The organism is Algoriphagus sp. (genome assembly GCF_039969895.1).
Classification (GTDB): Bacteria; Bacteroidota; Bacteroidia; order Cytophagales; family Cyclobacteriaceae; genus Algoriphagus.
Genome location: NZ_JBDVMZ010000007.1, coordinates 83,390 through 107,223, shown reverse-complemented (window position 1 = coordinate 107,223; position 23,834 = coordinate 83,390). Strand labels below are relative to the sequence as shown.

The following is a 23,834-nucleotide window of genomic DNA, read 5'->3' as shown; positions in this document are numbered from 1 at the left end:
AACAATCATTTATGTTACCGAACTTAATCACCAAGACCATTACTTTAGAGGATGGCAGAGAAATTATAATTGAAACAGGTGCATTGGCTAAGCAAGCTGATGGATCCGTAGTAGTGAAGATGGGCAAGGCAATGCTTTTGGCTACCGTAGTATCTAAGAAGGAAGCTGGAGAAGGTGTTGACTTTTTACCAATGTCTGTTGACTACCAAGAGAAGTTTGCTTCATCCGGAAAAATCCCAGGCGGTTTTTTGAAGAGAGAAGGCAGACTTTCTGATTATGAAATTTTGATTAGCCGTATCGTTGATAGAGCTATTCGTCCTATTTTTCCAGATGATTACCATGCAGATACTCAAATCGCCATCACATTAATAAGTGGTGATGATGAGGTTCTTCCAGATGCATTAGCCGGTCTAGCTGCTTCGGCTGCTCTTGCAGTGTCTGATATTCCTTTCAATGGACCTATCTCTGAAGTTCGCGTAGCGAAAATCGATGGGAAACTGAAAATCAACCCAACTCCAACTGAGCTGGAAACTGCTTCTTTGGAATTTATCGTGGCAGGGTCTCTTGACTTTATCCTTATGGTAGAAGGTGAAGCTAACGAGATCCAAGAAGAGGAAATGCTTGAAGCGATGCAATATGCTCATGAGGAAATCAAGAGACATTGCCAAGCTCAAATCGAGTTGACAAAACTCGTAGGAAAAGAAGTTAAAAGAGAATACAATCACGAGAAATCTGATCCAGCTCTTTTCGATAAAATGAGAGCGGAAGTTTACGACAAGTTATATGCTGCGGTCGGAAAACTCATCGCTAACAAATCTGAGCGTTCTGCCTTAATAAAAGAAATCAAGGAAGAATTCGTAGCTAGTCTGGGCGAAGAGCACGAGTACGAAGCAAGTCTAATCGGTCCATATTTCAGCAAAATCCATAAAGAAGCTGCTAGAAACTTGACTTTGAATGAAAAGAAAAGACTGGATGGTAGAAAGTTAGATGAAGTAAGACCAATCTGGTCTGTAGTTGATTACTTGCCATCTGCTCACGGTTCAGCTGTATTCACCAGAGGTGAAACTCAATCCTTGACCACTTGTACACTAGGTACTAAGATGGACGAAATGATGGTAGATGGAGCGACTATCTCAGGATACAATAAATTTTACTTACACTATAATTTCCCAGGCTTCTCTACAGGTGAGGTAAAACCTAACAGAGGTCCTGGAAGAAGAGAAGTAGGGCATGGTAACTTGGCTATGAGAGCTTTGAAGAAAGTTCTTCCTCCAGCAGACCAAAATCCATATACTATCCGTATAGTTTCTGACATACTTGAATCGAATGGTTCATCTTCTATGGCTACTGTTTGTGCCGGGTCCTTGGCATTGATGGATGCAGGTATCCCAATCAAATCTGCAGTAACTGGTATCGCTATGGGAATGATCTCTGATGCGAAAACAGGTAAGTATTCTATTCTTTCTGATATTTTGGGAGACGAAGATCATCTAGGTGATATGGATTTCAAAGTCACTGGAACATCAAAAGGTATCACTGCTTGTCAGATGGATTTGAAGGTAGAAGGACTTGATTATTCAGTTTTAAAAGAGGCATTGCTTCAGGCAAAAGACGGAAGACTTCATATTTTGAATGAAATTACTAAAACTCTCGCTGAGCCGAAGCCTGAATTGAAGCCACATACCCCAAGATCTTTTGTGATGTTCATTCCTAAGGAATTGATCGGGGCAGTGATTGGGCCTGGAGGCAAAGTCATCCAAGAAATCCAGAAAGATACTGGAGCTACTATTGTCATCGAAGAAATTGACAATCAGGGTAAAATCAATATTTTCTCTGCTAATCAAGATAAACTTAATGCCGCTCTTTCGCGGATCAAAGCGATCGTGGCTCAGCCTGAAATAGGAGAGACCTATACTGGTAAGGTGAAAAATATTCAACCTTTTGGAGCATTTGTGGAATTTATGCCGGGTAAGGATGGTTTACTTCATATCTCCGAAATCAAGCACGAGCGCGTAGAAACTATGGACGGTGTTCTTGAGCCAGGAGAAGAAATACAGGTTAAATTGATAGATGTTGATAAGAAAACTGGCAAATTCAAGCTTTCAAGAAAGGCTTTGTTGCCAAAACCAGAAAAACCAGCATCTAATTCCTAAGGTTAATCGAAACATTTGATTAATTTGATTCTCTTAATATTTTAAATTTCACAAATCATATTCCTGAATGAGGCAGCTAAAGATTAGCAAACAGATTACTAACAGAGAAAGTCAATCCCTGGATAAATATCTTCAAGAGATTGGCAAAGTTGACCTGTTGACAGCAGATGAAGAGGTAGTTCTGGCCAAGAGAATTAGAGAAGGTGACCAATTGGCACTGGAAAAATTGACTAAAGCCAATCTTCGATTTGTAGTATCGGTTGCCAAGCAGTATCAAAACCAAGGACTTTCTTTGGGAGATTTGATCAACGAGGGTAATCTTGGTCTGATCAAAGCTGCACAGCGATTTGATGAGACTCGTGGATTTAAATTCATCTCTTATGCCGTTTGGTGGATTAGACAATCCATCCTTCAGGCACTTGCAGAGCAATCTAGAATTGTCCGTCTTCCATTGAACAGAGTAGGTTCTTTGAATAAGATCAGCAAGACTTTCAGTGAGCTGGAGCAGAAATTTGAGCGTGAGCCATCTCCAGAGGAATTGGCAGAAGTGCTGGAAGTCACTGCCAACGAGGTAGTGGATACAATGAAGATTTCTGGTCGTCACGTATCTATGGATGCACCATTCGTTCAAGGTGAAGAAAATAGCCTTTTGGATGTGTTGGAAAATGATGGGGATGAAAAGCCAGACGATGGTTTGATGAATGATTCGCTTCGAAAAGAAGTTCAGCGTGCACTATCTACCTTAACGCAAAGAGAAGCTGATGTAATTACGCTTTACTTTGGATTGAACGGTGAGCATGCGATGACTTTGGAGGAGATCGGAGAGAAATTCAACCTTACTAGAGAGCGAGTAAGACAAATCAAAGAAAAGGCGATTCGCCGTCTGAGACATACTTCCCGTAGTAAGACACTTAAACCTTACCTCGGATAACAAATCATACAACAAAAAGGGGGTCTTAGCCCCCTTTTTTATTTTAGTACCTGCCAAATTTTGTGTCTAATCCTATATAAAATATTTCCTTAGATCGAAAGCTTAGGGAATTTTAACAAGATGCAACTTTGTTACTAAAGCCTAAATCATAAAATTTGCCCGATTTAATATATCCTATTAATGAAACCAGAAATTGAAAAAGTAAAAGTTTTGATCATTGGATCAGGACCAGCAGGTTACACTGCAGCTATATATGCATCTAGAGCAGGCCTTTCTCCTGTCTTGTACACCGGCGGACAGCCAGGTGGTCAATTGACCATCACCAATGATGTGGAAAATTACCCTGGATATCCAAACAGCATAACGGGGCCAGAGATGATGGAAGACTTTAGAAAACAAGCAGAACGCTTTGGCACTCAGGTACGATATGGCTTGGCTACTAGTGTAGATTTCTCTACTAAGCCGCACACCGTAATAATAGATGAACAAGTAACCATACATGCAGATACTGTCTTGATATCCACTGGAGCATCAGCCAAATGGCTTGGGATCGAAAGTGAAACACGATTGAACGGTAAAGGAGTTTCAGCTTGCGCAGTTTGTGATGGTTTCTTCTTTAGAGGACAAGAAGTAGCTATAGTAGGCGCGGGAGATACGGCTTGTGAGGAAGCTTCTTATCTTTCCAATATCTGTAGCAAAGTGTACATGCTTATACGTAAGGATGAAATGCGCGCTTCACAGATTATGCAAAAGCGTGTAATGAATAATCCTAAAATCGAAATTCTCTGGAATACCGAGACGGATGAGATCCTTGGAGATGAGGAAGTAAAAGGAGTTAGGATCTTTAACAATAAAACAGGCGAAAAATCTGAAATCGCCATTTCTGGCTTCTTTGTTGCTATTGGACATCAACCAAACACCGGCATATTCAAAGATTTTATTCATATGGATGATGCTGGATATATCAAAACTATCCCAGGAAGTACCAAAACAAATGTTGAAGGCGTTTTCGCTTGTGGAGATGCTCAAGATAACATCTATAGACAAGCTGTGACCGCAGCTGGTACAGGTTGTATGGCTGCCTTGGATGCTGAGCGATATTTGGCAGAGTTCGAGAATGAATAAACCCAATAAATGAGGTACTCAATCCTATTTATAGTCTTCTGTATTAATCTGAGCATTGGCGCTTCAATTGCCAATGCTCAAATTTTTCCGAAGATTATCAAGAAAAATAACACGACACAATCCTCTGGAAACACCCAGGAGCGTAGAAATATAGAACTTAGGGCATTTGATCAGGAGTCCTATCTTAGGACTTTGACTTCAGTCACTGATTCTATAATTTTTGAAAACAACGTAAATCTCGGGCGTGTAAAGTCAATTATCAGTGAAGACCGGAATATTATGATCTGGGCTCCCACCAATCAGCTGATCAAAGTTTCAGAACAGATTCAAATTGACAGCATTTGGGTAACTGCTTTTGAATATTATTCCTCTTGGGATTCCAATAAAATCGATATTTATAATTTTGATCCTAAGTCTTTTAAAGACACCATAAACATACAGCTGTATGATGAGTTTTATGGGTATAATTACAGTATGCCATTGGAAACTACGCCTGTTACTTCACCCTATGGCTATAGATGGAGAAGGTGGCATTATGGCACTGACCTAGATTTGAATACTGGTGATCCAGTTTACAGTGCTTTTGATGGTATAGTTCGAATCAAATCTTATGATAGATATGGCTATGGTTATTATATCGTCGTACGTCACAAAAATGGCTTAGAAACACTTTATGGACATTTATCTAAGCAGCTCGTTGACATAGGGCAGGAGGTAAAAGCAGGTGAATTGATTGCTAAAGGCGGTAACACAGGTAAAAGTACCGGATCGCACCTTCATTACGAGCTTCGATATAGAGGTCTAGCTTTTGATGCAGAGAAGGTTTACGATTTCCCCGAATACAAGATTCTCAATCAAAACTATCAAATCACGCCTGCACTTTTTGGAAATATAGTTCAAGCTAGAACTAATGCATATCATAAAGTTAAAAAGGGCGAGAATCTAGGTTCAATTGCTCGTAAATATGGCGTGTCGGTAAGCTCACTCACTAGATTAAATGGCATTTCTACGCGGACTATCCTAAAAATCGGTCAAAACCTACGAGTTAAATAATCAAAACAGGAAAACGTATGAAACTGGATATATTGGTTTTTGCTGCACACCCAGATGATGCCGAATTAGGTTGCTCTGGAACTATTGCTGCTCATATTGCAAAAGGCCATAAAGTAGGAATAATTGATTTCACCCAAGGCGAAATGGGGACGCGTGGGACGCCACAATTACGACTAGAGGAGGCAGATGCTGCCAGTAAAATCCTAGGATTATCAGTGAGAGAAAACCTTGGCTTTAAGGATGTTTACTTCCAAAATGATGAAGCACATCAGCTCAAGCTGATCGAAATACTTCGAAAATACCAACCCGAGATTGTTTTGGCTAATGCTGTGACGGACCGACACCCAGATCATGGCAAAGGATCAAGTTTGGCTAGTACAGCATGTTTCATGAGCGGTCTCCGCAAGATTGAAACACATATTGACGGAATCCAACAAGAACCCTGGAGGCCTAAGTATGTGTACCATTACATCCAAAACAACTACATTGAACCTGATTTTGTGATTGATATTACTCCTTATTGGCAGACAAAAATCGACAGTATTTTGGCCTTTCAGTCACAATTCTACGATGCCTCTAGTCAAGAACCAATGAGCTTTATTTCAGATCCTGAGTTTTTGCCCTTCATAGAAGCTAGAGCACGGGAATTCGGACATAAAATCCTCACAAAATATGGTGAAGGCTTTACCGTAGAGCGAATGATTGGTGTAGATGATCTTTTTAGCCTAAAGTAATCAGGGCGCAAGCCTGGATATAAACCAACTTCCTTCACGAAAATCATATCTGACTCTATCGTGCAGTCTGCTAGGTCTGCCCTGCCAGAATTCGATGCAGGACGGAATCATACGATAACCTCCCCAGTGAGGCGGTCTGGATAGTTGTTGTGTTACAAATTGTTCTTCTAATTCCTGCTGACGTTTAGTCAAATATTCCCTTGAGGAAATTTCTGTGCTTTGTGGAGAGACCCATGCTCCAATCTGTGAACTCACTGGCCTGGAGAAAAAATAGGTGTCAGATTCCTCAGCTGTTACTTTTTCCACTCTGCCTCTTACTCGCACTTGGCGCTCAAGCTCTGGCCAGAAAAAAGTCAAAGACGCATGATCGTGGATTTCTAGTTCTCTGCCTTTTTCACTGAGATAATTAGTATAGAATACAAATCCTGTGTCCACACCTTTTAGCAAAAGAATTCTAGCATTAGGAAATCCGTCCAGCCCAATAGTGGAAACAGTCATAGCATTGACTTCTAATACGTTTGCATTAATTGCTTCTACAAACCAAGACTCAAATTGCTTTAAAGGGTCAGTATTTACATCATTGATATTCAATGATTTAATTGAGTAATCTTTACGTATTGCTGCGATATCCATTGCTTATGCTTATTCTTATATTTCTTGAAGATAAAATTACCATCGGTATTGCATTTAAAAAATTATGATCTATATTTTTCAATAATTTAGAAAAATTAGATGCATGAGCAACAACAAACTACACAACCCTAAAGCAGGAGATCTTCTGATATCAGAACCATTTTTGCAGGATGAGAATTTTGTTCGTTCTGTAGTGCTTTTATGTGAGCATAATGAGGAGGGAAGCTTTGGTTTGATAATCAACAAACCTTCTATTCTGAAGTTAGGGGAGTTAGTTGAGGTTTTAGATTTTTTGGACAAAGAGGTTTTTGTAGGTGGTCCAGTGGAGCAAAATACGCTACATTTTATTTTTACTGGAGAAAGTGGTTTAGAGGGTAGTATTTCTTTAGGCGAAAATATCTGGTGGGGTGGAGACTACGATTCGTTGGTAGATAATTTAAAGCTCGGCCTTATTGACCAAGAGTCAGTCAGGTTCTTTCTTGGATACAGCGGGTGGGGTTCTAAGCAATTGGAAGACGAGTTGGCGGATGAGACATGGATTATCTGCCGTGATAAGCTTGACGAACAAACGTTAAATTTTACTCCTGAAGAACTCTGGAAAAACCTGCTAAAAAACATGGGTGGGGAGTTTAAAGTAATAGCAAATTATCCTCTCGATCCAAGATTAAATTAGGCATAATCCCTACTTTTGCCCATATTGCGCCCTAATAGTATTGTTTTTATGACTGATAAAAGTAATGAATTGTCCGGTCAGGACAAGGTGACTCAAACCTCCAAACCTGAAGAGGAAAAGGGTATCGATAAGAAAACTGATTCTGCAACAAATGAAAACCTTTCATCAGAGCAGGTAAGCGGAAACGTATCTGAAGATCAAACTAAGGCTGAGCAAGGCTCTGATGAAGTGACTGAGCTGCCAAAAGCTGAGGAAGCTTCTCCTAAAACGGAGAAAGCTGAGTCCACTGAACCTACCGTAGTTTTTTCAGAAGTTAAAGATAATTCCAACGCTGAAGCAATTTCTCCCATGTCTGATGTTAGAGAAACATCTGAAAAAGAGCCAGTTTCAGAGGAATCGTCCGTCGAAACTACCTCAGATGAAGAAGAGTCAGAAGAGGAGGAAGACCTGCATGAGGAGGATCTTGATATCTCATCCCTATCCAAAATTGAGCTGGTTGCTTTATTAAAGAGTAAAGTTAAACAGGATAATATTTATAGAATTGACAAGCTGGTCCATGAAATCAAAGTGGCGTTTGATGAATTCACACACAAGGAGAAGGAAGAGGCGCTAGATAAATTCAAAGCTGAAGGTGGAGCTGAAGATGATTTTGACTTCCGTCCAAGTGACGAGGAAAAGGAGTTTAATACGTATTACTTCGAATATCGTCATCAGTTAGGGGCGCTTCGCAAAGAAGCTGAGAAACAAAAAGAGAATAACTTCTCAGCTAAAACTGAACTGCTAAACAAGCTACGCGAACTTGTGGATGGAGAGGAGACTACTTTTAGTATGTCCACTATCAAAACCCTACAGGAAGAGTGGAAAAGTATAGGTCCAGTTCCTCCTTCGCAGAATAGGAATCTTTGGGCAAGTTATAATGCATTGATGGATCGCTTCTATGACAATAGAAGTATCTATTTTGAGCTGAAAGAGCTTGACCGTAAAAAGAATCTAGAGCATAAATTAGAGTTAGTAGAGAAAGCGATAGCTCTCAAAAGTGTGAAAGATTTGAAAGACGCCATCAAATCTCTCAATGACCTACATGAGGAGTTTAAGCATATAGGACCAGTTCCTAGAGAAGAACAAGAAGCACTGTGGCAGCAATTCAAGGCAGCCTCAGATGCAGTTTATGATAGAAGAAGGGATTTCTATGAAGGTCAGAAAGAAGTATTCAAAGTAAATCAAGATCAAAAAGAAGCTTTAATTGAGCAATTAAAGCCATTTGCTGAATACAAAGCAGATCGTATAAAGGAGTGGAATACTAAAACTAAAGAGATCCTTGAAATTCAGAAAAAGTGGGAGAAGATAGGCCCAGTGCCTCGAGAATCTGGTAAGGAAATCAACAAGCAATTCTGGGCTTCCTTCAAGCAGTTTTTCCACAATAAAAATCTTTTCTTTAAAGAATTAGATGAAGTCCGAGCTGTAAATCTTGCCAAAGCGGAAGAATTAATATCAAAAGCTGAGGATCTAAAAGACAATACGGATTGGCAGAATACTTCCAATGCACTGGTTAAGCTTCAGCAAGATTGGAAAAAACTTGGTCCAACTCCCGAAAAAAATAGAGATGCTCTCTATAAACGTTTTAAATCAGCCTGTGACACATTCTTCGACAATAGAAGAGATTCGAATAAGCAGTCAAATGCTGAATTTGAAGAAAACCTTGTCTCCAAGCAAGCAATCTGTAAACAACTAACCGATGCAGCCAACAGCGGTGAAGTTTCAGAAGAAGCATTGACAAAATTGGTGGGTGAGTTCAATGATATAGGATTTGTGCCTAGGAAATCCATGAAGGAAATTCAGGGACAATTCAAAACTGCGGTGGATTTATACCTTGAAAAATTAAGTCCCGAAGGTGAAGGTAGAGAAGACTTCCTTTTCAGATTGAACCTAAACAGGCTACAATCAGATCCTAATGCTGTGAAAACGCTGAATAAGAAGGAGCACGGTATTCGTAAGCAAATTTCTGAATTGGAGAATAATATCACCTTATGGAAAAATAACTTGGAGTTCTTTGCAGCTTCTAAAACAGCGGATAAATTGAAAGATCAGTTTGATCTGAAAATTCAAAAAGCAGAAGAAGAGATAGAAAAATTGAAAAGCAAACTTTCCATTTTGAAAGAGTTTTAAATTTTTCTCGCTCAGAATAAGGTAGATAGGAATTTTCTTTTCTGAGGGTTTGGTGCAAATAAAGTCATCTTCTATATTTGCATCACCATAACGGAATAAGCCTCCTTAGCTCAGCTGGTAGAGCAACTGACTTGTAATCAGTAGGTCATTGGTTCGATCCCGATAGGAGGCTCAAAAAGGGAAACAGAAATGTTTCCCTTTTTGCTTTTACAGCATTTATCGATCAATTTTTTTTAACCCGAATAATCGTGGTGACGAATTTTCAAGGATTTAAAACTCCTCCTGAGATCGAGGCCTTTGGCGCGGTGGGGTTTTATTAGAAATTAGAATTTTTTGGATAGTATGCGCCTGACCATAGAAGGTACCTGGCATTTTTCCTTTAAAGAAATAGTAGGATGCATAATTTGTGATTACAAGAAATTTTCACTTATTGTGTCAACTTTAAACAATAATCCCTAACCATTATGAAATCAAAAATTACACTAGTATTCAGTTTAGTAGTTTTAGTGACGCTTAGCTTCGCTTTTACCACATTCACACCATCTCCTGAGTATTATGAAGGCAAATGGAGTGTACTCGTAAAGGGAACTCCAAATGGCGATGCTACAATCCCCATGAGGTTTGAAACGAAAGAAGGTAAAACGACTGGATTCATCACTGAAGAAGGAGCATCCGAGGAAACAAAAATGACCTCTGTGAACATCTCAGGAGAAGTCTTGAATGCAGCTTTCACTGTGAGCGGATATGATGTCACGATGGCGCTTAAAAAAGTAGATGATGACCACGCTAACGGCGATTTGATGGGCATGTTTGACGTAGAAGGAACTAGGGTTAAGTAGGTTATTTTCTGCCTAGTCACAACCAAAAGTTGCAAATCACCCTACTTATCTTTTAAAGGGCTGGAAGAAGATGCTTCCAGCCTTTTTCATCTAATGGCCCAATCTAACTATTGATTAAAGTTCTTTCAACTCCAATCTTTATTTTTTGAGAGTAAACTCTGGGAGCGGAATAATCTTTCCACCATTCATTGCTGACTCATGAGCCAAAATACCCACACACGTAATGTTTGCAGATTCCTGCGCGTCTGGATAGGGAGCTCTTTCTTCAGTTAAGGCATTCAGAAATTCGTTTACCAAATGTGGGTGAGAGCCTCCATGACCTGATCCCTGGATAAAAGACAAATGCTGATTATCGTCTCCATCATAGACTCCGGCCGTCGTAAATTGCGCTATTTCGTCAGGAAGTAAATGACCGTAATCCGGGATCTTTACTTTCTCCGGACTTTCTCCTGTATGAATCACCGAATCCTCATGCTCTACCAAGGTCCATTCAAATGACTTCTTAGATCCATATACATCAAAACTCTCCCGATATTGTCTTGCGGTATTAAAAAGAGAACGGGTTACCTCTGCTGCCAAATCAGAGTCTTTGAATTTAATGTGACATGTTTCGATCGCAAAAGGAGACCCGTACTTTGGAATCAAGTTCTCGTCAATTCTCCCCGAACCAAAACAGGAAACATATTCAGCCTGCGCCTTCGGCAAAGCCAAAACAGGACCCACGCAGTGGGTGGCGTAATGCATAGGAGGGAGTCCTTCCCAATAGCCAGGCCATCCAGCCATTTCCTGCTGATGTGAAGCTCTCAGAAATTGAATCTTCCCCAATTCACCTTTCACATACATTTCCTTCACAAAGAGAAATTCCCGGCTATAAATCACAGTTTCCATCATCATGTAGGTAAGCCCTGTTCGATGCACCTCTTCCACGATGGCTTTGCAATCTTCCACAGATGTTGCCATGGGTACTGTACACGCTACATGCTTCCCAGCTCGAAGCGCTTTGAGAGATTGCTCGGCGTGGTTTTGAATAGGCGTGTTGATATGAACTGCATCAATGGCCGGATCTTTCAACAGTTCATCATAGTCGGTGTAAACTTTTTCGACGCCGAAGGCTTTTGCGATTTCTTCTGCTTTCTCTCTATTCCTCTGACAGATCGCATACATTTTTGCCAGCTTATGTTTCTGATAGATTGGGATAAATTCGGCTCCGAATCCAAGACCTATTATGGCGATGTTGAAAGGTTTGTTTCTCATGATTTTATATTCTTAGGGTTAAAAAAAGGTTGTTTGTTACTGGTTGTTGGCTATTCGTTTAGGAAAATTTGATGTTGGAGGATCAATTACAAAATCTTTCTTAGCTAATCTTCACCGTCCCGAAAGAGCTTGTAAATCGTAAAGCTGAGATCACTTTCCCGCCCATTTTTTCAGGAATTCCAAACCTTCCTTAGCGAATTCATCCTGAGAGGGAACCAAAGGCTTCCAAATACAAACCGCTCCAGCTAGTTCTTTTATCTCAGGAGTGAAGCTTTCTATAGAAACTACACCTGAATAGTTGATTGCCTCCAAGCCGCGTTTGTATGCCTCCCAAGGAGTAGTACCCGTTCCGGGGGTTCCTCTATAATTCTCAGAAACCTGGAAATGAATTAGTTTTTCCCCAGCCAGTTTGATTGCTCTTTCTGGATTGGTTTCTTCTATATTCATATGAAAACCATCTAAAATGACCTTCGCTTCAGGTTCGTTGATGTCAGCGATTAGTTTCATCAATTCCTCACAGGTATTGATTAAATCAGTTTCAAAGCGATTCAATGTTTCTAATGCGATGTCCAACCCAAATTTTCGGGCAGTTTGACAAACTGTCCTCAGGTTAGTCACAGCCCTGTTCCATTCGATTTTCTTTTGCTCTGGAGAAACTAGCCTTGCTTTCCCTACAGCCGAATACATAGGACCCGCAACGAATTTTGCATCTAAGCCAGCCGCTATCTCAAAGCATTGATCTAGGTAATCAAAACTCGTTTGATGAAAGGAAGTATCCTCATGGGTAAAGTCTCTGCTCGTGCCAAAAGCGCCACATATCACCGCCTCAAGTCCATTATCATTGAGTACTTGCTTAACTTCTTTTATATCTATCAATCCAGGATCTTCCACCGGAATCTCCACCACATCAAATCCGAATTCTTTGATTTTGGGAAAAAGCCTAAGAGTATCTGAGCTGAATGGAGAAGTCCACAGCCAGGTACTTACACCAAATTTTACATCTAAACTCATAGCTATTCTACGATCATAATTCCGTTCATCAGCCTCCAGTGGCCAGGAACTGTACAAACAAATGGATATTCCCCCGGCTCCGTGGGAACGGTAAATACTAGGGATTCTTTGCCGTTTGGATCCACTAAGCGTGAAGCAACGATCACTTCGGGAATTTTTGGGACAAAATTCTGCTCTGCGCCTTTGGTGTTTCGAGCCAATTCATCGGCAGCTTTGCCTATAGCTTCTAAGGAACCAGCTTTTCCGATCACCAAGTTGTGCTGCATAAAGTCTGGGTTTTCGAAGTCAATCGTCACCTGAGAACCTGCTTTCACGGTAATGGTAGTTTTGTCAAACTTCATTTCGTGAGGAATTACAGCGATTTTAATCACTTGTCCGCTAGTCGTAGCAGTAGGTTTGCTTTCAGATGCGGTAGTTTCGTTTGCTACAGCAGCGCCAGGCTTGCGTAAAGCCAAACTTGATTTATTACTCAAACGGCCATTAAACCACCAGTCGCCCTCGTATTTTCCTATGCGATTTCTGCTATCATCTTGACCTACTCGAACGCGAGTAGGAGTAAGAGGAACAGTAAATAGTCCTTTGGTCTTACCCTTTGCCACTTGCTCTCCATTTAGTTGCAATGACATACCTCCATCTTCTTTCAAGGTGGCATCAATGGTAAATTGCTCGTCCGGTAGATTTCTGCGCGAACTGATGATCTCAACCTTTCCTTCCTGAGCTATCGCAAAGTGGACAGCATTATTATAGATATACAACTCATACCCATTAGTTGCATTTCCTTGGGCTGCCAAAATACCCCTCATCTCATCGTTACCTTTGGAAACAATAATCTTTATATCAATCTCTTTTCCAGTAGGATCTGGAGGGAATAGAATGGTGTTGCGCTGATCCAAGTTATACTGCTCAGCTATCAAACTTCTGGAAATTCTGTCAGCAAGATTAAGCTCCTGAGCTTCTATATCCTTCATTGCACTTGAACTTTCTCGCTCTGCAAAAGCAGTTGGATGGCCAAGAACGGCTGCGAAAATTGCCTGAGGCAAGTAGTCATCCTTTTGGTTTTCCGGGTCATTAGTGGCTTCCAACAGCTTCTGCGCCACCTGCTCTGAGAACGGCATTTCTGAGGCTGCGAGAAATGCGTATTTCCTGGTATGCAAATCCGGATCTTGAAGTAGGTTGCCAGACATGATAGCTGACATGGCGGAAGGATTTTTTGGAAGTACACGAAGCGCATTTTTGCGAACCGCCGCAGATGGATGACTCAAGGCTTTTTCCACCACTTCCTGTGCAGTTTCATTTGTGCCATCCAATGCACCCAAACCATGAACTGCCCAGAGTGCATTGACTGCCGGAGCATTCAGCCCGATTTTATCTACACTTTGGTCCTGAATTATTTCATATAATCCTTCTAAAACTTCTGTGTTTTTTGACTCCACGATCAATCGCTGCGCAGTCAATCTCCAAAACATATTTTCACTTTGAATTGCCTCCAAAAGTTCATCTGAATCAGCATCTTTTAGATCGTAGCTTTTGGAAGGTTCGCCTCCTTTATAGCTCAGGCGATAGATCCTGCCATGTTGCCGGTCACGCATAGGATTGATGTAGGCATTGCCTTCGCCATTTTCCCAGCCCCTAGGCGTAGGATTGTGTTGGATGATAAAATTATACCAATCTGCCACCCAAAGCGATCCGTCCGGGCCTACTTCCGCGTGAACAGGGGAGAACCATTCATCAGAGCTCGCCAATATATTAAAGTTGTTTTTCTCCGTATAGCCTGAGCCCTTGGGAAGAATTTTAGCATTGTGAAGAACTCGACCCGTGGGCTCAGCCACGAAGGCCATTGAATTCCAATAGTTCTCAGGGAAACTTCTTGCGGTGTAAAAGTTATGTCCTGCCGCTGCGGTATAGCTCCCATGCCAGTCCACCTGTCTCAAGAAAGGAGTGAGGTGCGGCATATCGTAATGTGTGTCTATTCCATGAACTGTGTTTGCGGAGCCCTGATAAATTGGTCTTTTCAGGAAATTATTTGCCATCGAAAAATACACGGAATGCTGTCCATTTGCGGTGGAAATGAAGGTTTCGAAGTCCTCGGTGAAGCCCAAACCCCAAGTATTATTACTTGTGTGACCTAAGTATTCTAAATCTGTTCCATCAGAATCAACTCGATATACGCCTTGGCTGAAGGAATGCTCGGTGTCACCGACTGTACCTCGGAAGCCAGCATAGCCCAGCACTCCCCACACTTTATTATCAAAACCATATTTCAAATTGGATGGTCCGGCATGTGTATCACTTTTCCCCCAGCCTGTTATTACCACTTCTTTGACATCTGCTACATCGTCTCCATCGGTGTCCTTTAGGAAAATAAAATCGGGTGCCATGGAGATCAGAATGCCGCCATTTACAGCTACCATGGAAGTTGGAATATTTAAGCCTTCGGCAAAAATTGTAGATTTATCCGCTTTGCCATCTCCATCTGTATCCTCCAGAATTTTGATCACATCGTCTCCACTTTCTTTGCGAATCTCATTTGGATAATCCACTGTCTCGATCACATAAAGTCTTCCTCGCTCATCCCAGGCCATTGCCATAGGATTAATGATCATGGGTTCTGAGGCAAAAAGCTCTAATTCAAAGCCTACAGGTACTTGAATCAGTTTCATGGATTCCTCTGGCGAAAGTGGTAACTGATACCTGGGGGCTGGATCTCTTTTCTCATAATTAGGAATTTCCGCGTCCTCGAACTGTGGAGTAGGAATATTGTATTCAGCCAAAAGGGTATTGACTTCCTCACCTACAGCCCAAAGAACTCCATTTGCAATCAGATTCTGGAATTCCTTTTTCTCCCATGTCTTGTCATTGTGACCAAAAGCAGTGTAAAATACCCGGCCTTTTCCCTGCTCCCGAACCCAAGTGTAAGGTTCCTTACCAGTAGCATCCACACGTTCCATCAGCACGTGCATATCAGGATTGAGTTGGCTATGTACGTAAGTTTCGTCCCAGGTTTCAAACTCAGAAATACCTTCCATCACGGGATGGGTGGCATCTACGATACTGGCAGTAAAATCTCCTGTACCGTGGGTGTTGAACTGTCCGCCAACTGCCTCGATGTACCAGGGTGAATTTTGGAAGCAAAAAGAAGCACTATGGATAGGAATCAAGGCTTTTCCTCCTTCTATGTAAGACTTCAAAGCTGCTTCCTGTTCTGGTGTGATCTGCTCGTGATTAGCGTAAATCATCAACCCATCGTAATTAGCAAGCGTTTCGGAATTCAGATCCTTCGTATCTGTGGTGTAAGTCAGATTTATTCCTTTTTGAAAAAGAGGCGTCTGCAAATACATCATAAGTTTTTCCGAATTATGATGCTCACTTTCATGACCGAGCACCAGAATTTCTACCCGCCTCGGCTCTGTGGATGAAAGGAAATTTTTATTTTTTTTGCCGCTGCACCCCACGAGGATAGCGAGAAGTAAAATCACCAATCTTAGAAGGGGTGACTTAGGTATAAGTTGGGTCTTAAAAATCATGGTAAGATTTTATCAGTTTTTATACGCCTAAATTCAGGGTTTAATCTGATCGTTTCTTCCTGTATAAGCTTGAAAAATGACTGAATATTGTCAAATTGTATCTTCATTACTCCTTAATAGTATAATAAATCAGCTAAAAACTTTGAAAGCGCCACTACAGAAATCAAGAATACCTGACAACAAAGCCTTCGTAATCCGCGAGATGAACGATCCTTATTTTGACAAGCATTGGCATGCTCATTCTGAGTATCAATTAGTAGCAATTCTTCGTGGAAGCGGGACTCGGTACATCGGTGATCATATTAAGCCATTCAAAGAAGGTGATACCGTACTTACTGGACCTGGTTTGCCCCATGTATGGAGAAGTGACAACGCTTATTTTAATCCAGAAAACGGGCTGGATACACATGGAATAGTTATTTATTTTCCTGAGAATTTTTTGGGAGATGGCTCCTTACAAAAAGAGGAGTTTGAAGAAATAGCCAAACTTCTGTCGTACTCCGCTCGAGGTCTGGAGATCAAAGGAGAAACGAAAGAAAAGGTGATTCACATGATGAAGGAAATGGTCAATATGCAAGGTGTACCAAGTATTGTTATGCTTTTGCAGATTCTTCATTTGCTGGCTGAGTCCACTGATCTTATACCTATTACGCAGGTCAAATATTCCTACATTCATCCTACACCTGAAAAAGATAAAATGGGAGATATTCTCGATTATATTTTGAAAAACTTCAAGGAGAAAATTACGCTACAAGAAGTTTCGTCTATGGCTAATATGTCAGAAAGCTCATTTAGCCGTTATTTCAAGTCCAGAGTGAATAAGTCTTTTTCTGATTTTCTGGGTGATGTGCGAATCTCAAATGCCAGGAAATTACTCCAAGATGAGGACTTGAATATTAGTCAGGTTTGCTTTGAAAGTGGCTTTCCTACACTTTCTAATTTCAACAAGCAGTTTAAAGATCGAATAGGGAAGACTCCCCTCAATTACAAAAAAGAATATAATGAGCATTTTTAATTGGGTAGATACAGCAATAAAATGGTTTGAATACTTAAAGAATAAGTTTTCCTCCAATACCTACAAGGAAGCGCATAATTCAGAATAGAGAATAAATGGGCAGAGTCTGGCTGGAAAATTTAGATTTTCTTTTCAATTATTTTGAAATCTTTGCATTACATCATCCATAAAAGTCATGCTGACTGGGAAAGATTGCCCTTCCACTACCAGTTGATGTCTCTCAGCTTTGTCCACCAAATCAGAGTTGACAATATAGGATCTATGGGTACGAATGAATGAGGAGGGAAGCTCTTTCTCTACTTCCGCAAGTGTGATTCTACTGGTAAGTTTTTCATTTCTCAAGTGGTATGTCACGTAATTCCCCGTAGCCTCGCAGCAAAATAGATCCTTGAATTTCACTTTGGATTGCCCCTCAGAAGTCTTCACAAAAATAAATTGCTGCAGATCCACTGGCTGAAGAGCCAGCCATTCCTGTGCTTTTTGACAGGCTTTCAGAAAGCGAACCAGATTAAACGGCTTCAGTAAATAATCCAGAGCATCCAGTTCAAATCCCTGTACCGCATAATCTGAATAGGCTGTAGTGAAGATTACCTGTGTCTCCTTGGGCAAAAGACCAGCCAGCTCAACGCCTGATATATCCGGCATGTTGATATCCAAAAAGACCAACTGAATAGGATTGTTTTTGAGGTACTCCAATCCTTGCACTGCATCAGTGAAAGTGGCAGTCAAGTCTAAAAATGGGACTTTGGAAGCATGCGCTTTGATCACTTCCAAAGCCATGGATTCATCGTCTATTGCTATGGCTTGAATCATATTAGGTTAATTGCACAGAAAGGTGAACAAAATGCTCGGTGTCGTTTGCTACGATAGTCAAGTTATGTTTTTGCGGATAATAATGCGCCAACCTGCTCTGTACATTTTCCAGACCGATTCCAGACTCATCCCGGGGATCTTCGATTTGCTTTTTGGGATGAATGCTATTGACCACATCTAGATGTACAGATCCTTGCAAGCACCTCAGGTTAATCTTGATCCAAGATTTACTTTTAGTGCTGATTCCATGTTTGAAAGCATTTTCCACATAAGGAATCAAGAGCATGGGAGCAATACTTCCCTCACAGATGTCGTCAGATAATTTGATTTGAACGTCAAGATTCTCCTCGTTTTTGAAGCGCAGCATTTGGAGATCCAGGTAGTTTTTGAGGTAGTCGATTTCTCTGGTCAGCGGGATTTTATCCATCTGATTCTCATGCAGCATAAAACGCATCATATCTCCAAGCTTTTGAATTCCATCGGAAGTCTTCTCCGCATTTTCCATCAGAGCAGAGCCATAAAGTGTATTTAGAGCATTGAATAGAAAATGAGGATTGATCTGAGACCGAAGGAAACTAAGGTTGGCTGAGCTTTGATTTACCTGAACGGAAAGGGTGTCTATTCTGCCTACGTAATCTTCATATTTTTTAAAGACTAGTGCCGAAAGAGGAAAGATCACAAAAATCAACAAAATGATCATCCCAAGACCCAGCAGCATGATTTCTGGTACATTAGTCTCCGCAGCAATAATAAAAAACACGACAGCTATCAGTGAGATAAGACCCCACAGAAACCAACGGTAAGCCTTACTATTCCCTGACATTTTGTTTTTGTAAAGCAGGTAATAGTTGTAAAGCACAAAGAGAATAATCGCAGGGATAATGATAAAAAGGACAATGTAGGTCCCACTATCTACAAAGATTTGAGAGGCAAGTAGGAAAACCACCACAAATATTAGAAGCATGATTAACCTTACTCCATTATAGAGGTGGAAATCCTTAAATGCTGGCGGCAGAAGCATCTTCTTTACTAGAATGACAGTCAATAGATAGCCAGGGTAAAGAGCTAAAATGCTAAAATAGAAACGAAAAAACCTTTCTATATCGCTATTCATTCCTGCGGCGCAAATTCCAGATAAAGCTCCTGTAACTACTGCTGTTAGGATGCTGAAAAGTATTAATTGGACTACATTTTTGTCTTTTAGGTATTTTGGAATGATCACCAGATGCATCATGTAAAAACCTAAATAGACAGTGATCGGCATAAAGACTTCCCCTAAAAACCGTTCAAGTTGACCATAGTGCATACCACCAATAATATTGGTAAGTACAATGACCAAAAAAACAAATGTGACAAGCCACCATTCTATATCTCTAAAAACAAAGCTTCTTGATTTCATATCTTATTATATTCTAACTGGTTGAGTTATTTTGCTTCAATCAGATCTGTCTTAATGTTCAAAGTAGCCTTCTCATTCACCTCTTTCGCACTGCAATTATCTTCCATCATCAGGAGGATATTGTAAATAAGCGCTAAAAGAATCAGCAAATAATAGACTTTCTTGGTGTTCATCGGTTCTCATTCTAATTGATAGTTCAAGATTAGTAGTAAGAGTATGGGATTGCAAAAGTATGGGATGAAAGAGTGGTATTGGGGGATGAGTTTTCGAGCTGCTTCATTCAAATCTCATTCATACGACTCTTAATTAAAAAGATGATAGTGTAGCTCCAACTATTCCTGAATACTCAATTGACATTTTGAGCCTTGATTACGGGATTTTGAAAAAGTTAATTAGGATGATTACTTTAAATCAAAAAGGATTGCTCAGAAGATCTATTCCCCACATCCACGGTAATACGAAATAAACCATGAGGGTAATTAAAATAATCGATATTACATTGAGCCAAAAACCTGCTGTCACCATATCTTTCATCTGAAGATAACCTGAGCCAAAAACTATCGCATTGGGAGGAGTAGCTACTGGAAGCATAAATGCACAACTGGCAGCCAATGTAGCACCTACCATCAGGCCATAAGGGTGTAAGTCCAACTTCACCGCTACTGAAGCCAAGATTGGAAGCAGCATGGAAGCGGTAGCCACATTGGAAGTGACTTCGGTGAGGAAATTGACAGAGGAAATGATGATGAGTAAGAGTAAGAAAAAGGAAATTCCCTCAATCAAAGTAAATCTGGTTCCTATCCATTCAGCTAAACCGGTTTCCTTAAAACCTCCCGCCAAAGCCAATCCTCCTCCAAAAAGGATTAATATGCCCCAAGGGATTTTTTCAGCAGTTTTCCAGTCTAGAATTCGCTCGCCTTTTTGCGAAGCAGGAATAATAAACAAGGCTACAACACCAACTAAAACTATAATGGTATCGTCTAATTCAGGAAGGAATTGCTGCAATAAAAAGGATCTGCTAATCCATGCAATACAAACTAAGCTAAAGACGATCATCACCATTTTTTCCTCATAACTCATTCTACCTAAGCTAATTAGTTGAGCTTTGATAATGCTTTTTCCATCAGAAATGCTGAACCGAAGGGGTAGGGGATTCGCATAATTCACTAAGTAGTACCAACAAATGAAAAGCATCGCCAGAGATAGAGGCAAGCCAAAAAGCATCCACTCATTAAAACCAATCGTGTAACCATACAAATCCGAAACTACCGCTGCAAGAATGGTATTCGTGGGTGTTCCAATTAATGTAGCCACGCCACCAATAGAAGCGCTATAAGCTATGCCAAGCATGATGGATTTTCCTAAACTTTCAGATATAGCCAATTTGGTGGCTCCCAATTGATCTTTGAACTGATTGACCACAGCCAATCCGATGGGTAACATCATTAGAGAAGTAGCAGAATTGGAGATCCACATAGAAAGAATCCCAGTGGCTAGTATAAATCCCAAAACGATTTTGCGAAGATCTGTACCTATTAAATTTATTATGTTAAGTGCAATTCGTCGGTGGAGATTCCATTTTTCTATACCCGTGGCCAGTAGGAATCCACCCATATATAATAGAACTGTGGGATGCATGTAATTACTCGAAACGTCGGAAATAGACATTATTCCCATCAAAGGCATGATTATTAAAGGCAAGAATGCTGTAGCTGCAATAGGAATAGCCTCAGTGATCCACCAAATTGCCATCCAAACTGCAAGTGCCAGCATGGCCAAAGCTGAAGGATTCAAATCAGGAGAACTGACAAAAAAATAAATAATAAGTGAGGCTACAGGTCCTAGAAAAAGCCCTAGACTGGGAAGCTGTTTGAGCATAAAAGAGAGATATCAGGGGAGGATTGATTCCAAGCCTTTAAAGTAAGAATTTATTCGAAAATGAAGAGTTAGAAATATTTATTTAACATAATGTAAATTATATAACAAATGTCTCATAATTCTTAATTTGACCAAAGCACGAAGATTAATGACTGGAGTGCCCTCAATCCTCAAGTTGACCAAATCCTATTGTGCTGTTAAATCGTTATTGGTGTCAAAGCGGATATACATTCGAATGCTTTTGAGTTTTTAAAAATCTAAATAAAAGTTCCCCGTACGGCTGGAACGTTCTTTGCACCTTCTTAACCAATGCAAAACAAACATAAACTGCTGCTCGCGGTGGTGGTAATTATAACTTTCGGACTAATCCTCTTCAAATCTTTCAAAACGCCTGACTTATCTACAGGACCGCCTACTTTCTCGCCAACAATCCATTCCAATGTGAAAACAGCGTTTTTAGAAGTATGGAAAGATTACAAAGTTTTACATAACTATGGTTTTGACGTGCTCAGAAGCGATCTGAGTGGATCTACTATGCAAGCGCAGCCTGTAATAGAGCTTGGTGACATCTTTGGAAAAAATCGACGGTATAAATTAGATGTGGCTGAAAAGGTGATGGATTCTGGAGAATTATACGTGTATGATTTACCTCAGGATGTATTGAGAGGCTGGTTTGCTCACGAGCTGGGACATATCGTAGATTATGAGAATCACTCTAATTTAGGGATGATAACTTACGGAATTAGATATGTACTGTCAGACCAATTCAAACGCGAACGTGAACATGAAGCGGATAGCATCGCCATACGTCAGGGATTTCGATCAGATATCATCGCAGCCAAAAAGTATTTACTTGAGAATGATTTCATTTCTCCAGCCTATCAGGATCAGCTTAGAAAATATTACATGTCCATAAGTGGCGCAGTCCTTTGTCCAGATGAGCCTGTTCCAGTGCTACCTAAGGTTGAGATATAAACTTGAGTAGAGACTTCATTTTTTCTTCAGTCATTACTTTAGGAGTTTTGGTCTGCCCTCCTTTTTTGTTGGTAGCGGCCAGAAAAGAAGTGTATTGCTCTTTAGAAATAGTTTTTACTGAAATTCCTTTGAGGGCTTTAGACCTAGCCACAGCGTAGTTTTTATTTGCATTTTGTAAAAGTTCGTCAAGCTTTTCTGCTAATGTATCCGTTGAATCCATTTCCGAGACTAAAATCCACTGATGAATGTAATCATCAGTTTCACTTTTTATGGCTGCCACCATATACTCATTAATTGTAGTTGAATTTGATTCAGCGAGTTCTAAAATAGCCCTATCCATTTTTTCTTCAGAAAGCTGAGAGCCCACCACGTTTAAAAAGAATTTGGTACGACCCGTAATTTTGATCTGAGGAGGATCTAAACTTTCAATACGGACCACATCACCGATTGCATAGCGCCAGGCACCCGCGCAAGAACTCAAAATTAGCACGTATTCCTCTCCCACTTTAACTTCGTCAATTCCTAATACGAGGGGGTTTTCAAGTAAATCTCCAGTCTCGCTCACTCCACGCTCATCAAATGGAATGAATTCAAAGAAATAGCCATGGCTCAGAGCCAACTTCATATTCATAGAACCGGGCTTGAAGCTGTAGGCAATAAACCCCTCTGAAGCTAGGTAAGTATCCAATATTGTCACCGGGGTTTTGCAAATTTTCTCAAAGTCTTCTCTATAGGTTTCGAAGGCTACGCCGCCTGATGCAAATACTTGGAAATTTGGCCAGATCTCATGAATGTCATTCAATTGATGCCTTTCTATAATCCGCTGTAACATCAGAAGCACCCATGAAGGTATCCCGGCAATTGCTCCTATATTCCAATCAGGTGCTGCATCCGCGATGGCATTTATCCTCTCATCCCAATCATCTATGGCTGCGATTTCCTTTCCCGGCCTGTAGAATACGTCGTACCAATTGGGGAAATTACTCACGTTGATTCCAGAGATCTCACCTTCTTCAAATCCATTCTCATTATGGTCCAGATTGGCTGAGCTACTCAGCATCAATACTTCAGATTCGAAGAGAGTTTCTGAAAAATCGAACTCGTGTAAGGAATTTATCATAGAAGTTCCTACCGAACGCATGGATCCTATAAATTCATTTGTAATAGGAATTCTCTTGCTGCTTTTGCCTGTAGTCCCGCTACTTCTAGCAAAAAAATTTGGTTTACCTGGCCAGGTGATGTCCTCAAAACGCTCTTGTTTGCACCACCATTGAGCATGCATATCATCGTAATTGAAGATAGGAACCTCTTTTCTGTAGGCTGCAACTATATCTTCCGATTGAAGAATTTCTTCAAATCCATGATATTTTCCAAAAGAGGTGTCTTTCGCTTTAGTTAGTAATTCACGAAGCTGCTTTTCCTGAGCAATAAATGGAGAGTCTTCTGAAAATTGAATTTTCGCACTGAGATCTATGCCTACTTTGACGAGCTTTCCTAAGATGGCCATGTGGTTTTACTTTTTTTGCTTCCAAAATAGCAAATGACATGCCCGAGGTCGAGAAACCTCTTTCACAGAGATACGATGGTGATTAGGTTAATACCTCTATAAGTGGATAGTACTGGAAATGGAAACTTTAAACAGCAAGGATATTACTATA

Annotated in this window: 19 protein-coding genes and 1 tRNA gene; 11 read left to right on the top strand and 9 right to left on the bottom strand. The window is 40.5% G+C overall.

Annotation, left to right across the window (positions count from 1 at the left end; genetic code table 11):
* Nucleotides 1-11: 11 nt before the first annotated feature.
* The 5 genes from pnp (at nt 12) to bshB1 (ending at nt 5,996) form a co-directional block, all read left to right on the top strand.
* Entirely contained in the window at nt 12-2,153 is a 2,142-nt protein-coding gene (gene pnp / locus ABJH64_RS03980) for a polyribonucleotide nucleotidyltransferase (protein WP_348274606.1), read from the top strand.
* 67 nt (nt 2,154-2,220) lie between these two features.
* Nucleotides 2,221-3,084, top strand: coding sequence for a sigma-70 family RNA polymerase sigma factor (locus tag ABJH64_RS03975; protein WP_057936313.1), 864 nt, complete (start codon nt 2,221-2,223; stop codon nt 3,082-3,084).
* A 180-nt stretch (nt 3,085-3,264) separates the two neighbouring features.
* The gene (gene trxB / locus ABJH64_RS03970) at nt 3,265-4,209 is read left to right on the top strand and encodes a thioredoxin-disulfide reductase (RefSeq protein ID WP_348274605.1); all 945 of its coding nucleotides are present in this window, start codon (nt 3,265-3,267) and stop codon (nt 4,207-4,209) included.
* A 9-nt stretch (nt 4,210-4,218) separates the two neighbouring features.
* Nucleotides 4,219-5,262, top strand: a complete 1,044-nt coding sequence (locus ABJH64_RS03965) for a M23 family metallopeptidase (RefSeq protein WP_348274604.1) — start codon at nt 4,219-4,221, stop codon at nt 5,260-5,262.
* Between the two features lie 17 nt (nt 5,263-5,279).
* A complete protein-coding gene (bshB1, locus tag ABJH64_RS03960; protein ID WP_348274603.1) occupies nt 5,280-5,996 on the top strand; it encodes a bacillithiol biosynthesis deacetylase BshB1 in 717 nt (238 codons plus the stop codon).
* Here bshB1 and pdxH read toward each other — a convergent pair whose 3' ends face one another.
* Nucleotides 5,997-6,629 carry a pyridoxamine 5'-phosphate oxidase gene (pdxH, locus tag ABJH64_RS03955; RefSeq protein ID WP_348274602.1) on the bottom strand — a complete coding sequence of 211 codons (633 nt, stop codon included), beginning with the start codon at nt 6,627-6,629 and terminating at the stop codon, nt 5,997-5,999.
* Nucleotides 6,630-6,732: 103 nt separating this feature from the next.
* Here pdxH and ABJH64_RS03950 point away from each other — a divergent pair, with 103 nt between their 5' ends.
* The 4 genes from ABJH64_RS03950 to ABJH64_RS03935 all read left to right on the top strand — a co-directional run bounded on the left by ABJH64_RS03950 (nt 6,733) and on the right by ABJH64_RS03935 (nt 10,307).
* A complete protein-coding gene (locus ABJH64_RS03950; protein WP_348274601.1) occupies nt 6,733-7,302 on the top strand; it encodes a YqgE/AlgH family protein in 570 nt (189 codons plus the stop codon).
* A gap of 48 nt (nt 7,303-7,350) precedes the next feature.
* The gene (locus ABJH64_RS03945; protein ID WP_348274600.1) at nt 7,351-9,468 is read left to right on the top strand and encodes a DUF349 domain-containing protein; all 2,118 of its coding nucleotides are present in this window, start codon (nt 7,351-7,353) and stop codon (nt 9,466-9,468) included.
* A gap of 99 nt (nt 9,469-9,567) precedes the next feature.
* Nucleotides 9,568-9,640 (top strand) — tRNA-Thr (locus tag ABJH64_RS03940).
* Between the two features lie 292 nt (nt 9,641-9,932).
* Complete coding sequence (locus tag ABJH64_RS03935; protein WP_348274599.1) at nt 9,933-10,307, top strand: hypothetical protein; 375 nt, start codon at nt 9,933-9,935, stop codon at nt 10,305-10,307.
* Nucleotides 10,308-10,445: 138 nt separating this feature from the next.
* Here the strand turns inward: ABJH64_RS03935 and ABJH64_RS03930 are convergent, their stop codons facing one another.
* The 3 genes from ABJH64_RS03930 to ABJH64_RS03920 form a co-directional block, all read right to left on the bottom strand.
* A complete protein-coding gene (locus ABJH64_RS03930; RefSeq protein WP_348274598.1) occupies nt 10,446-11,561 on the bottom strand; it encodes a Gfo/Idh/MocA family oxidoreductase in 1,116 nt (371 codons plus the stop codon).
* Nucleotides 11,562-11,711: 150 nt separating this feature from the next.
* Entirely contained in the window at nt 11,712-12,572 is an 861-nt protein-coding gene (locus ABJH64_RS03925) for a sugar phosphate isomerase/epimerase family protein (protein ID WP_348274597.1), read from the bottom strand.
* A 2-nt stretch (nt 12,573-12,574) separates the two neighbouring features.
* Nucleotides 12,575-16,096: a PVC-type heme-binding CxxCH protein gene (locus ABJH64_RS03920; protein ID WP_348274596.1), complete on the bottom strand. Its 3,522-nt coding sequence runs from the start codon at nt 16,094-16,096 to the stop codon at nt 12,575-12,577.
* A 142-nt stretch (nt 16,097-16,238) separates the two neighbouring features.
* Here ABJH64_RS03920 and ABJH64_RS03915 point away from each other — a divergent pair, with 142 nt between their 5' ends.
* Nucleotides 16,239-17,111 (top strand): AraC family transcriptional regulator, encoded by an 873-nt coding sequence (locus ABJH64_RS03915; RefSeq protein WP_348274595.1) that lies wholly within the window; start codon nt 16,239-16,241, stop codon nt 17,109-17,111.
* Between the two features lie 132 nt (nt 17,112-17,243).
* Here the strand turns inward: ABJH64_RS03915 and ABJH64_RS03910 are convergent, their stop codons facing one another.
* The 4 genes from ABJH64_RS03910 to ABJH64_RS03895 form a co-directional block, all read right to left on the bottom strand.
* Entirely contained in the window at nt 17,244-17,924 is a 681-nt protein-coding gene (locus tag ABJH64_RS03910; protein ID WP_348274594.1) for a LytTR family DNA-binding domain-containing protein, read from the bottom strand.
* 1 nt (nt 17,925) lies between these two features.
* The gene (locus ABJH64_RS03905) at nt 17,926-19,323 is read right to left on the bottom strand and encodes a histidine kinase (RefSeq protein ID WP_348274593.1); all 1,398 of its coding nucleotides are present in this window, start codon (nt 19,321-19,323) and stop codon (nt 17,926-17,928) included.
* Between the two features lie 26 nt (nt 19,324-19,349).
* Complete coding sequence (locus ABJH64_RS03900; protein ID WP_348274592.1) at nt 19,350-19,496, bottom strand: hypothetical protein; 147 nt, start codon at nt 19,494-19,496, stop codon at nt 19,350-19,352.
* 238 nt (nt 19,497-19,734) lie between these two features.
* The gene (locus ABJH64_RS03895) at nt 19,735-21,201 is read right to left on the bottom strand and encodes a DASS family sodium-coupled anion symporter (protein ID WP_348274591.1); all 1,467 of its coding nucleotides are present in this window, start codon (nt 21,199-21,201) and stop codon (nt 19,735-19,737) included.
* A 309-nt stretch (nt 21,202-21,510) separates the two neighbouring features.
* On the opposite strand from ABJH64_RS03895, the gene ABJH64_RS03890 reads away from it, so the two are divergent.
* Entirely contained in the window at nt 21,511-22,176 is a 666-nt protein-coding gene (locus tag ABJH64_RS03890) for a hypothetical protein (RefSeq protein WP_348274590.1), read from the top strand.
* Here the strand turns inward: ABJH64_RS03890 and ABJH64_RS03885 are convergent.
* Entirely contained in the window at nt 22,160-23,683 is a 1,524-nt protein-coding gene (locus ABJH64_RS03885) for a GH3 auxin-responsive promoter family protein (RefSeq protein ID WP_348274589.1), read from the bottom strand. The genes ABJH64_RS03890 and ABJH64_RS03885 overlap by 17 nt on opposite strands.
* Nucleotides 23,684-23,834 lie beyond the last annotated feature (151 nt).